The organism is Serratia sp. K1WW1 (genome assembly GCF_055790865.1).
In genome coordinates this window covers 4,696,352-4,708,337 of the sequence record NZ_CM147697.1, presented here as the reverse complement: position 1 = coordinate 4,708,337, position 11,986 = coordinate 4,696,352, and the positions used below count along the sequence as shown (strand labels likewise).

Genomic DNA, 11,986 nt, shown 5'->3' with positions numbered 1-11,986 from the left:
AACCGGTGAGTTTTGTCAGCAGAGTTTCTGGGCCCAGCTTTGAACTGGGCCCGACATCATTACCCGCGCTCAGGAATAGCTTTCAGCAGGGCGGTCAGCAGCGTCCAGTATTGGCCAACGCTGGCGATATGCACTTGCTCATCCGGCGAGTGCGGCCCGGTGATGGTTGGCCCAATCGACACCATATCCATCTCTGGGTAAGGCTTCTTGAACAAACCACACTCCAGCCCGGCGTGGATCACCATGATGTTCGGCGTCTTGTTGAACAGCTTCTGATAAGTTTCACGTACCAGTTGCATCACCGGCGAGTTAGCATCTGGCTGCCAGCCTGGGTAGCCGCCTTTCGGTGCCACTTTGGCGTTGGCCAGTTGGCCCACGGCGGTCAGCATTTCCACCACATAGTCTTTACCGCTGTCGATCAGGGAGCGGATCAGGCAAATGATCTCGGCTTCATGCTCGCTGGTGGTCACCACGCCGACGTTCAGCGAAGTTTCTACCACGCCTTTCACTTCGTCGCTCATGCGGATCACGCCGTTAGGGGTACCGTTGAGCAGTGCCACAAAGCGGCTCTGGCTGTCTGCGGTGAGTGCCTGCAAAGCGGTGGTGGCTGGCTCGAGCAGAACGGTAATATTCTTCTCTTTGGCAGACAGTTCGTTTTGCAGCGTAGCCAGGAACTGCTGGCTCAGGGTTTTCAGCGCATCGGCTTTGGCGGCCGGAACGGCTACTACGGCAGAAGCTTCACGTGGGATGGCATTACGCAGCGTACCGCCGTTCAGCTCCAGCAGGCGCAGGTTCAGCTCTGGCGTGTGGGCAAACAGGAAACGGGCCAGCAGCTTGTTGGCGTTGCCCAGGCCGTGATGGATATCGGCACCGGAGTGGCCGCCTTTCAACCCTTTCAGGGTCAGCTTCAGCGTTTGGTAACCGGCTGGCAGTGCTTCACGTTGCAGCGGCAGGGTGGTGATGAAATCGATCCCCCCGGCGCAGCCCATGTAGATTTCGCCTTCCTCTTCGGAGTCGGTGTTGATCAGGATATCGGCTTGTAACCAGTTTGGCTGCAGGCCAAAGGCACCGTCCATACCGGCTTCTTCCGTCATGGTCAGCAGAACTTCCAGCGGGCCATGCTCTACGCTGTCATCGGCCAGCACCGCCAGCGCAGACGCCATACCGATGCCGTTATCGGCACCCAGCGTGGTACCGCGAGCCTTGATCCATTCGCCGTCGATATAAGGCTGGATCGGGTCTTTGGTGAAATCGTGAACCGTATCGTTGTTCTTCTGCGGCACCATATCCAGGTGCGCTTGCAGAGCCACCGGCTTGCGATTTTCCATACCTTTGGTGGCAGGCTTGCGCAGCAGAATATTGCCAACCTGGTCGCGCTCGGCATGCAGGTTCTTTTCTTTGGCCCAGTCGAGGATGTGCTGCGCTAGCGCTTCTTCATGGTAAGAAGGGTGTGGGATTGAGCAGATCTTGGCAAAAATATCCCACAGCGGCTGTGGCGAAAGTTGAGACAATTCAGACACTATAAGTCTCCTGTGACAGCATTTTCAGCAAGGAGTGAATGCTGTGCGGTTAGGGTGAGTAGCTATCTGTGCTTCAGGCACGTGAGCCTGAGAATATCATTTTATTCGCGGCTGTGCGCGCCCCGTATGACGCTGTTTATCGGCTTGGGTTCCCCGTTTTACAGGCGGTTGCGCAGATAAGCCGCGCGGCTCGCCACAAAGATATTCACAGGAAAAACGCATCAACACCTCGGTTCAACTGGTATTCGTGGCGCGCAGTCTCTATAATCTCGCGCAACCTTTTTTCCCCCTGAACTACTGAGTAAGCCACATCACTGCTGGCTGGGACACCATTCTATGAGCGAAAAATACGTTGTTACCTGGGACATGTTGCAAATGCAAGCGCGCAAACTGGCTCACCGCCTGCTGCCTGCCGATCAATGGAAAGGCATCATTGCCGTAAGCCGTGGCGGCCTGGTGCCTGCTTCACTGCTGGCACGTGAGTTGAGCATCCGTTATGTGGATACCGTCTGCATCTCCAGCTATGACCATGACAACCAACGCGAAATGAAGGTGCTCAAGCGCGCCGAGGGCGATGGTGAAGGCTTTATCGTAGTTGACGATTTAGTGGATACCGGCGGCACCGCCAAAGCGATCCGCGACATGTACCCGAAAGCCCATTTCGTGACCATCTTCGCCAAGCCTGCTGGCCGCCCGCTGGTTGACGATTACGTGGTTGATATCCCGCAGGACACCTGGATCGAGCAGCCTTGGGATATGGCGGTGACCTTCGTGCCACCAATCGGCGGCCGTTAATCAGCTTCTGCTTCAAACGCCCGGCAATACCGGGCGTTGTTGTTTATCCAGCGGTTTCGTCAAATTCGGTAAATTCCCCGCCTTCTACCTCCAGAGTTAGGTACACTAGCACCTAGATATCCCGGCTATTCAAGCCTTGATGTAAGTCTCAGGAGGCTGTTGTTACCATGGCACAGGCCAACCTTTCCGAAGTACTGTTCAAACCTTCATTTAAACATGTCGAAACCTCGACGTTAGTCACCCGTGCCCATCATGCGATAGGTGCCGATATGCACTCCGCCTTGGAGGGGGACACCGATGGCAACTGGTATCGCATGCTCAACCATCTGCTGTGGACCTGGCGCGGCACCGATCCGTTGGAGATCAGCGAAGTGTTGGCGCGCATTGCGGCCTCCAACGCAGAGCATAGCGACGATCACCTGCTGGATACCGTGGTCGGTTACCGAAACGGCAACTGGATCTACGAATGGGTGCGCCAGGGGATGCTGTGGCAGCAGCGGGCATTGGAGCAACAAGATCCGCTGGTTGGCGGGCAGTATTGGCTCAATGCCGCCAATCTATACAGCATTGCCGGTTATCCGCATCTGAAAGGGGATGAGCTGGCCGAACAGGCAGAGGTGCTCTCCAATCGCGCCTATGAAGAAGCCGCATTGCTGCTGCCGTACCAGCTAAAAGAGCTGGAGTTCGCCATTGAGGGCGGCAGTTCCATCACCGGTTTCCTGCATATGCCAGATAACGGCCAGGCACCGTACCCAACGGTACTGATGTGCGGCAGCCTGGATACCTTGCAGACCGATTACCACCGCCTGTTCCGTGATTATCTGGCGCCGCACGGTATAGCGATGCTGACCATCGATATGCCGTCCATCGGTTCATCCTATAAGTGGAAGCTGACGCAAGATTCCAGCTTCCTGCATCAGCAGGTGTTGGCTCAACTGCCTTCCGTGCCTTGGGTTGACCATACGCGTGTCAGCGCCTTCGGCTTCCGCTTTGGTGCCAACGTGGCGGTGCGCCTGGCCTATCTGGAGTCGCAGCGTTTGCGCGGTGTGGCCTGCGTTGGGCCGGTGGTGCATAGCCTGCTGTGTGAGGTGAAATGCCAGGACCACGTGCCGGATATGTATATGGACGTGCTGGCCAGCCGTATGGGCATGGCTAACGCCTCTGACAGCGTGCTGAAAACCGAGCTGAACCGCTATTCCCTGAAAACCCAGGGGTTGTTGGGCCGCCGTTGTCCAACGCCGATGCTGGCCGCCTATTGGGATGAGGATCCGCTTAGCCCCAAAGAAGAGTCGCAGCTGATCGCGTCTTCTTCGCTGAACGGCAAACTGATCGCCATCCCGCGTACGCCGGTTTATCAGAGTTTCCATCAATCCTTACTGCAAATTTGTGATTGGCTAAGAGATAAAATGCGCTAACTGGTTGCTAATTTTTAACAGTTTGTTAAAAAGGGTGGACTACATTGTGGAGGTTGAAAAATGACGCTACCGAGTGGCCACCCTAAAAGCCGACTAATGAAACGCTTTGCCAGCCTGGGGCCTTACCTGCGCGAAGGGCAATGTGAGAACGACCGCTTTTTCTTTGACTGCCTGGCAGTCTGCGTCAACGTCAAGCCAGCGCCGGAAAAACGTGAGTTCTGGGGCTGGTGGATCGAACTGCAGGCCGATAATTCCCGTTTCACCTATAGCTACCACTTTGGTCTGTTTGACAAGGAAGGGCGTTGGAACGAGGAAAAGATTAAAGATGCTGAAGTGAAAGAGAAGCTGGAAACCACGCTGCGCGTGTTCCATCGTCGGTTGGGCGAACTGCTGGCCACCATGGAGCTGAAGCTGGAACCCGCCGATGATTTCATCGAGCAGCCGATAAAACTCTCCGCCTAAATCAATTCCCCCGCAAATTTACGCCGAAATCGCGTTGTGCCTGTTGGCATAACGCGTCTCTCCTGTTACAACGTCATGCATTCCTTTTAACTCCAACGGCAGAACTATTATGAACGGCAGCCAGACATTGGTTGTGAAATTGGGCACCAGCGTGTTGACCGGCGGTTCGCTGCGTCTGAACCGTGCCCATATTGTCGAACTGGTGCGCCAATGCGCCCAGCAACATGCTGCGGGCCACCGCATTGTTATTGTTACCTCCGGGGCGATTGCTGCCGGGCGTGAACACCTGGGCTACCCTGAGCTGCCCGCCACCATTGCTTCCAAGCAGTTGCTGGCGGCGGTGGGGCAGAGCCGGCTGATCCAGCTGTGGGAACAGCTGTTCTCGATCTATGGCATTCATATCGGGCAGATGCTGCTGACCCGTGCCGATCTGGAAGACCGCGAGCGCTTCCTTAACGCGCGTGACACCATGACCGCGCTGCTGGATAACCGTATTGTCCCGGTGATTAATGAGAACGACGCGGTTGCCACCGCAGAAATCAAAGTCGGCGATAACGATAACCTGTCTGCACTGGCTGCCATTTTGGCCGGGGCCGATAAACTGCTGCTGCTGACCGATCAGCAGGGCTTATATACCGCTGACCCGCGTAATAACCCGGAAGCTGAGCTGATCCGCGAAGTGCATGGCGTTGACGATGCGCTGCGTGCCATTGCCGGTGACAGCGTTTCCGGTTTGGGTACCGGCGGCATGGGTACCAAGCTACAGGCCGCCGACGTGGCCTGCCGTGCGGGCATTGATGTCATTATTGCAGCCGGTAGCAAGCCGGGCGTAGTGGCCGATGTGATTGAAGGCAACCCGGTGGGCACCCGTTTCCATGCGTTGGAAACCCCGTTGGAGAACCGTAAACGCTGGATCTTTGGTGCGCCGCCTGCGGGCGAGATCACCGTTGACGATGGGGCGGTAGAAGCCATGATGGCCCGTGGCAGTTCACTGCTGCCGAAGGGTATCCGCGATGTTAAAGGTGATTTCTCACGTGGTGAGGTGATCCGCATCCGCAATCTGGCGGGGCGCGATCTGGCTCATGGCGTCAGCCGTTATAACAGCGATGCCATGCGCATGATTGCCGGGCACCACTCGCAGCAAATCAGCGAGATCCTGGGCTATGAATATGGCCCGGTGGCCGTGCATCGCGACGATATGATCGTAAGTTAAGGAGTGAACATGCTCGAGCAGATGGGGAAAGCCGCCAAACAGGCTTCCTGGCAGTTGGCGGTACTTAGCACGGCGAAAAAGAACCAGGTATTGGCGGTGATGGCCGATATGCTGGAAGCCCGCAGCGAAGAAATTCTACAGGCGAATGAGCAGGATATGGCGCAGGCGCGTGCCACCGGGATGAGTGAAGCCCTGTTGGATCGTCTGTTGTTGACTCCAGCGCGTCTGGCGGCGATCGCCAACGATGTGCGCCAGGTCTGCCGCCTGAGCGATCCGGTTGGCCACGTGCTGGACGGCAATCTGCTGGACAGCGGCCTGAAGCTGGAGCGTCGCCGTGTGCCGCTCGGGGTGATTGGCGTGATCTATGAAGCCCGCCCCAACGTTACTATTGACGTCGCCAGCCTGTGTTTGAAAACCGGTAATGCGGTGATCTTGCGCGGTGGTAAAGAAACCCACCACACCAATCAGGCGACGGTGAAAGTGATCCAGCAGGCGCTGGAACAGTGCGGCCTGCCAGCGGCGGCGGTGCAGGCGATCGAAAGCCCGGATCGTGAGTTGGTGCATGAACTGCTGCGAATGGATCGCTATGTCGACATGCTGATCCCACGGGGCGGAGCCGGGCTGCATAAGCTGTGCCGCGAGCAATCGACCATTCCGGTGATCACCGGCGGTATCGGCGTGTGCCATATCTATGTAGACGACAGCGTAGACTACGACAAGGCACTGACGGTCATCGAAAACGCCAAGATACAACGGCCCAGCGCCTGTAACTCGGTCGAAACCCTGCTGGTTAACCGCACCATCGCTAACAGCTTCCTGCCTGCGCTGAGCGCGCGTATGGCCGCCGTTGGGGTAACGCTGCACGCCAGCGATAACGCTATGCCGCTGTTGCAGGAAGGGCCAGCGCAGGTAGTTGCGGTGGCTGCAGAAGACTACGATGATGAATGGCTATCGTTGGATTTGAACGTGACGCTGGTGGACGATATCGATCAGGCCATCGATCATATTCGCACCCACGGCACCAGCCATTCCGATGCTATTCTGACGCGCTCGCTGAGCAACGCCGAGTATTTTGTCCGTGCGGTGGATTCCTCTGCGGTATACGTCAATGCCAGCACCCGCTTTACCGATGGCGGCCAGTTTGGTTTGGGCGCAGAAGTTGCAGTCAGCACTCAGAAACTGCACGCCCGCGGCCCGATGGGGCTGGACGCGCTGACCACCTATAAGTGGATTGGCTACGGCGACGATTTGGTGCGCAGCTAGGTTTCGATAGCCAGATTTGAACGATGTTTTGGGCGCAGTGTGTAGATACTGCGCCCTTGTTGTTACTGGGGGGAGGGGCTTAAGAGGCTAAAGTCTACGTTTGCTGCGAAATACAGCGAGTGCTCCGTGGTTTATTGGCTAATAAAAAATAACGTATGCTACAATGTGTATTGTAATGATTATTTTAATACACGCAATCAGGTAAATTATGGAACGAATTCTCGCTGAAAAATCGATTAATATCACAGAGTTGAGAAAGAATCCGGCTAAGTATTTTATTGATGAGCCTGTTGCCGTACTTTCTAATAACCGGCCTGCAGGCTACATGGTTAGCGCCAAGGTGTTTGAAGCGCTGATCGATCTGCTAGAAGAGAAGCAGGGTAAGGGCCATAGCGCAGCACGTTTCAGGCCAACGGCTGAACGTTTGCAAGATATTGCTGATAACGGGCAACAACTGCTGCAAAATGCTACTGACAAGGAGCTGAACGAGTTCACGGAATGAGCATCAGAATTTTCAAGTCTGCGCTGATCCGCCAACAATTGAGCCAACAGGAGCTTGATGATTTGGAAACGGATTTCCTGTCGTATAAAAAGGATGGTGTGTTGCCAGATATGTTTGGCCGTGACGCGCGATATGATGACGATCGTACCTACCCGTTGGTAAAAGAAGAGCAGGTAGCCCATATCCACCTTAGCGATGCGGATGCCCCTTTTCCCAAGTTTCTACGTCAGTTCAAGAGAACCAGCGATCGGGCCCATCTGGTTTATTGCCAAGGTGTGATGGATCCCGATGCCTACCTATTGATTATCATTTTAAAACCCGAGGCGCATAAGATGGCTCGAAACAATAATCATATGCACAAGATCGGGTTGATGGCTGAAGCGTTCAGAATGAATTATTGAGCTGACTCAAATTGTTCCCCCATCTTACGATGGGGGCGTTGTTTTAACCTCACCGCGCCATCAACGCAAACACCCCCCAGCCAAGATATTCACGCGTGTACGTCACGTGGCGTTTAGGTTCTGTCCTCAACTGCACCCGGACTTCCTCCGCCATGTCATCGCCGGGGTTTGCTTCTAACCAACGGCGCATCGTTAGCCACATGGCCGCGACGTACCTGTCCCAACCTTCCTGGTCTGCCAGCACCATTTCCACAACGTCGTAACCGAGCGTGTCGAAAGAGGTGACAAGATCTGCAAGGGGGAGAAAGTCGGAGAGGGCAGTGGCACCACACTCTTTGGCGATCTCTTCCGTCGGCGGTAGCAGACGCCAGTAAGGTTCACCGATAAGGATGATCCCGCCAGGCTTGAGGCTTTTTGCCAGCAGCTCGATAGTCCCGGCGACGCCCCCAGCAATCCAGGTAGCACCAACGCAGGCTGCCACGTCACATTTTTCGGCAGCCACGTAACCGGCTGCGTCGTTATGGATAAAATTGACGCGATCGGTGACACCGAATTCCTCTGCGCGCAGTTTGGCCTGATGAGTAAATAGCGGGCTCATGTCGATGCCGGTACCGGTAATGCCATAATCGCGTGCCCAGGTGCAGAGCATCTCACCCGAACCGCTGCCGAGGTCGAGCACTCGCGTGCCCGGTTCCATACGTAACACTGCGCCGAGAGTCGCGTACTTATCGGCTGTGAACGGGTTATGGATACGGTGGGCACTTTCGGTGATGGTGAAAATACGTGGGATATCCAATGCAGCATTCCTTTCATTGATTTGTGTAGTAAGGGGTATTCCCTCAGAGGTTGTTGTCATTGCTTTTTCTGCCAGCAGGGCAATCAGCTTTCCTTCGAACGTTTCGCTGACTGGCCATGCTGTACTATCTGGGCCGGAGAGCACGGTGAAGCCGCAATCACCGATCAGGCGGAGATATTCCTCATCATGCCAGGCCGTCATTTGGTTCCCAAAACGCGTGGCGTCACCATTTTCTTCGATGGCCCAGAACAACGTTGAGCTGGTCTGCGTCGTTTCATCCCAGGCGTGTTCTGTCAACAGCAAGTGAGGCCTGGAGAGAAACAGCCCCTGCGGGCAGCGTTGCCAGCTCGGTGCAGCCATGCCCTGGCGCTTTACTTCATCAAAGGTATGCACTTCGACCAGCAGCTTGCCTCCTGGAACTAACCACTGTGCGCAATGGCTAAGCAAGGTGCGGGTGTCCACCGTGCTGAAGACATTCAGCTCACCAAAGGTCATCATGATGAAATCGAACGGATCCTCTGGGGAGTACACCCGTACATCCTGTTGGAGGTATTCAATGACCAATCCTGCCGCCTGTGCCTGCTGACGGGCATAGGTGATAGATGCCGGAGAGAAATCCACGCCGGTACAGCGAAATCCCTGCTCTGCAAGCATGCGGGTGTAAAAGCCGGGGCCACAGCCGAGATCGAGAATGCGTGCGCCTGCTGGGAGTTGGCTGGTGATCCATGCCACCTGCCGTTCAATAACCGGTAGCTTCCGGCTGGCCCAGTCGTGCTCCTGCGACAAGTGGTTCTCCAACATGCGCTGGCTAAACGCCGGATCGTCCCAGGGGATTTTGCTTTCATCTGGCGACAGTTTTATGGGGTGGGAGCCAGAAATAATCGTGTTGATATCCATCACACTCTCCTTAGCGGTTGTCCAACTGGGCGCGAACGTTGTTCAGCCCGCTGGTATTGATGCGGTACGGTTGTCCATTGACGGACTTGATCAGCTTTTTGGTTTTGAGTTTTTTGAATACGGCGAGCGTGCAGTCGCTGAGCAGCAGCCCTTCGCGGCTGTAGCATTCAACGGAGGTGACGCGGCCTGATGTATCGCGGACGTGCGCAATACGTCCACCTTTGGCGAGAACGTGTAAGGTACGTTGTTCCTGACGGGATAAATTCATGCTGAAAAACCTGTTAATCATCATGTGCAAAACGTGCAAACACCCAGCGGTGTCCGCATTCGATTTCGGCGCATTGATAATCAGTCCGGCCTGAAAAGGTCGGGAAGCTGACTATCGGATGATTACATTCTCCAGCATCAAAGCCTCGGTATGAGTTGAAAGGGTTTTACGGCGGGGATAATAACACACAGTTTTTGTATGGAAATGAGCCAACCTGAAAAATGTGACCTGGAGCATATGTGCCGGGTTATGCCAATGATCCCCATGATATTGGTGAGGCGAGCTTTTGGGGCGTAACTCGGCAAACAGCCCGGGCGAATTATCAAAAAGGATTATGAGTAGTATCGCGATTTTCGATTTTTAGTCTGTCGACCTCCCTGTTACCCTTAAAGTATAAATATGATACTCAGTAAATCTTCGCCTTTGGCTGCGTTAGCCATAAGCGCATTCATCAGGGGGAAACCAATGATCTTTCCAGAGCAGCAGTCTCAACAACCTGATGGCTCGGTATCAGAACCTCTGCGACAAACACTCAATCTGTATTATATCCAGTGCGTATTGCCACTAGAGCAGCAATACTATCAACTGCTTTCCCAGCAATTTGTTATTCTCAATCAACTGATACAACAGGTTGAGCTGGAGCCTGAGCTGCGTGATGAATTGGCCGCATGGATCATCAAGTTACGTAGAACGCTTAACAGCCACCAATTTGGCGATAAGCCGTTGCCCAATGAATTTATTCTGTGGGCGCTATTTGGTGCCAACAGCCAGGAAGGGGTGAAGCATAATATTGACAGCTTTTGCCTGCATCGAGCGGATCAGGTGGAACATATCCGGCAAACGTTGGCGGAAATTGCCAGCGAATCCGGGTTGAAGCGGCAGCTAAAAAGGCGCCATCGTAAGGAACCACACATAGCCCGTTTTCTGGATGAATGGCCACGGATTTACGTCAATTCATAGCGTTGCGGCCGGGGGATTTGCGATATTTTAACTGACCACCTCTGATTCTTCTGTCATAAACACGGGTTCGATACGCTTTATCCCCTCGCTATTGACCACGATCCGCGCACGCTCCAGAGCGCTTTCTTTCCCGTCGGTAACACGTCTGATCATATTGATGTGGTAGACCTTCTCACCATAAACCACGTTATCATCCTCAAGCGTTGGCATTTCATCTTGCAACTCATCGGTATGCATCAGAAACGACATGATATCTAGCCGGGTAATGTCCATGACTGAACGATTCACACCAGCAAAAAGCTGATTGCAGTGCCGAAGCCGAACATGCTTTGAGTAGTGCAACACATCCTCGCTCAGGTAGTAATTTTGAATATCCAGGCAGTGAACCTTACGACGCATCGCACTCACGTCGGCCGGCAGGTTTTGTTCATCAACAAAAACAAAGGATTCGTTGCATTTGCCAACGGGTTGGTGGAGATTTTTATAGATTATCTGTTGCCGATCTGGCAACCAGCGGCGGAAGGTTGAGAACAATCGGGCGCGAAAAGTCTCTTTCATCCGATCTTTAAAGATATAGCCAATCACCATGGCAAGAAACAGTTGTGAGCTTAGCGCACCGTACTTCCCTTGCCAAAAAAAGGCCACGCCGGTGGCAAATATCATGGCGATAGCGGCGGCGGTTCCGGCAATGGTATGAGCGAGGATGGTTTCGCCATGCTTGCGGCGAATATCCAGATACATAGGGCTACTGATATATTTCTTCAGCGTATTAAGCCGATACACCACCCGCTCATTATCCGAAAGCGGGGAAGGGAAAGAGGATAAGTAATGAGCCTTGCGATACAACATTTCTTCACGCCAAAAAGAGCGTAACGCGTTGTGCGCCGGGCTGGAAGAGAAGTTATTCAGCACCTGGCGGCCGTAGCGGGTGGTGATAATGGCCAGATACTCATCACAGTAACTCACTACGCTGCGTGCATTAGCCTGCGCCTGCAGGGGGAGGTTACTGCTCATGTTGCGATAGTCAGCCAATACCGCTGCGGTGGTGCTCGCAAAGTGGAGTAATGCCTGCTCCAACTTTTCGCCGCTCAGCTTGTTAATGTAACGAACCTCCAGATGCAGCGCTCGTTTAAAGGTCAGGCAGAACATTTTCAGCCGATATTCATAGCCAACCGCAGAGGTGGTATCGGCGCTATCGCTAGTGATAAGACGGGTGATTTCTTCAAGCGTTGTCTGGCAAGACGCCGCAAATTTACGCAGCATAATGGTGGGCGGGCGTAAGCGGACATAGTTTTTGAGGATTTGTTGAAACTGTTTGGGCGGATAGTTCCAACGGTTGATTTGCAAACTGGTAGGAAAAAAGAACCAGGTTTCAATATGGTAGTTTTCCGGCTGAAAGCGCTTGGTTCCCTTACGCTCAGGGAAAGAGATGCCTTGTTTGATCTCAATGCCGCGTTTCCCTGAGGCTTTTAACGTTTCGCGTGCCACCGTTGT

13 protein-coding genes are annotated in these 11,986 nt (G+C 54.1%); 9 read left to right on the top strand and 4 right to left on the bottom strand.

Annotation, left to right across the window (positions count from 1 at the left end; translation table 11 throughout):
• Positions 1 to 59 precede the first annotated feature (59 nt).
• Positions 60 to 1,520, bottom strand: a complete 1,461-nt coding sequence (gene pepD / locus ACX9GU_RS21385) for a beta-Ala-His dipeptidase (protein WP_473192846.1) — start codon at positions 1,518 to 1,520, stop codon at positions 60 to 62.
• Between the two features lie 336 nt (positions 1,521 to 1,856).
• Between pepD and gpt the strand changes: the two genes are divergently transcribed.
• From gpt to ACX9GU_RS21350, 7 genes are all read left to right on the top strand, one after another.
• A complete protein-coding gene (gene gpt, locus ACX9GU_RS21380) occupies positions 1,857 to 2,315 on the top strand; it encodes a xanthine phosphoribosyltransferase (protein WP_021805588.1) in 459 nt (152 codons plus the stop codon).
• Between the two features lie 167 nt (positions 2,316 to 2,482).
• Entirely contained in the window at positions 2,483 to 3,730 is a 1,248-nt protein-coding gene (gene frsA, locus ACX9GU_RS21375) for an esterase FrsA (protein ID WP_473192845.1), read from the top strand.
• Positions 3,731 to 3,790: 60 nt separating this feature from the next.
• A complete protein-coding gene (crl, locus tag ACX9GU_RS21370; RefSeq protein ID WP_024528972.1) occupies positions 3,791 to 4,192 on the top strand; it encodes a sigma factor-binding protein Crl in 402 nt (133 codons plus the stop codon).
• Between the two features lie 109 nt (positions 4,193 to 4,301).
• A complete protein-coding gene (proB, locus tag ACX9GU_RS21365) occupies positions 4,302 to 5,405 on the top strand; it encodes a glutamate 5-kinase (protein WP_024483654.1) in 1,104 nt (367 codons plus the stop codon).
• A gap of 9 nt (positions 5,406 to 5,414) precedes the next feature.
• Positions 5,415 to 6,668 carry a glutamate-5-semialdehyde dehydrogenase gene (gene proA / locus ACX9GU_RS21360; protein ID WP_473192844.1) on the top strand — a complete coding sequence of 418 codons (1,254 nt, stop codon included), beginning with the start codon at positions 5,415 to 5,417 and terminating at the stop codon, positions 6,666 to 6,668.
• A 208-nt stretch (positions 6,669 to 6,876) separates the two neighbouring features.
• On the top strand, positions 6,877 to 7,170 hold the full coding sequence (yafN, locus tag ACX9GU_RS21355; protein WP_473192843.1) for a type I toxin-antitoxin system antitoxin YafN: 294 nt from the start codon (positions 6,877 to 6,879) through the stop codon (positions 7,168 to 7,170).
• Positions 7,167 to 7,571, top strand: a complete 405-nt coding sequence (locus tag ACX9GU_RS21350) for a type II toxin-antitoxin system YafO family toxin (RefSeq protein ID WP_473192842.1) — start codon at positions 7,167 to 7,169, stop codon at positions 7,569 to 7,571. Before yafN ends, ACX9GU_RS21350 begins: the two co-directional genes overlap by 4 nt.
• Before the next feature lie 49 nt (positions 7,572 to 7,620).
• Here the strand turns inward: ACX9GU_RS21350 and ACX9GU_RS21345 are convergent, their stop codons facing one another.
• The gene (locus ACX9GU_RS21345; RefSeq protein ID WP_473192841.1) at positions 7,621 to 9,264 is read right to left on the bottom strand and encodes a methyltransferase domain-containing protein; all 1,644 of its coding nucleotides are present in this window, start codon (positions 9,262 to 9,264) and stop codon (positions 7,621 to 7,623) included.
• A 10-nt stretch (positions 9,265 to 9,274) separates the two neighbouring features.
• Positions 9,275 to 9,532 carry a YjhX family toxin gene (locus ACX9GU_RS21340; RefSeq protein WP_024483657.1) on the bottom strand — a complete coding sequence of 86 codons (258 nt, stop codon included), beginning with the start codon at positions 9,530 to 9,532 and terminating at the stop codon, positions 9,275 to 9,277.
• Positions 9,533 to 9,771: 239 nt separating this feature from the next.
• Here ACX9GU_RS21340 and ACX9GU_RS21335 point away from each other — a divergent pair, with 239 nt between their 5' ends.
• Positions 9,772 to 9,870 carry a glycosyl hydrolase 108 family protein gene (locus tag ACX9GU_RS21335; protein WP_473192840.1) on the top strand — a complete coding sequence of 33 codons (99 nt, stop codon included), beginning with the start codon at positions 9,772 to 9,774 and terminating at the stop codon, positions 9,868 to 9,870.
• 127 nt (positions 9,871 to 9,997) lie between these two features.
• Complete coding sequence (locus tag ACX9GU_RS21330; RefSeq protein ID WP_473192839.1) at positions 9,998 to 10,492, top strand: hypothetical protein; 495 nt, start codon at positions 9,998 to 10,000, stop codon at positions 10,490 to 10,492.
• 27 nt (positions 10,493 to 10,519) lie between these two features.
• Here the strand turns inward: ACX9GU_RS21330 and ACX9GU_RS21325 are convergent, their stop codons facing one another.
• Positions 10,520 to 11,980, bottom strand: a complete 1,461-nt coding sequence (locus ACX9GU_RS21325) for a hypothetical protein (RefSeq protein WP_473192838.1) — start codon at positions 11,978 to 11,980, stop codon at positions 10,520 to 10,522.
• Positions 11,981 to 11,986 lie beyond the last annotated feature (6 nt).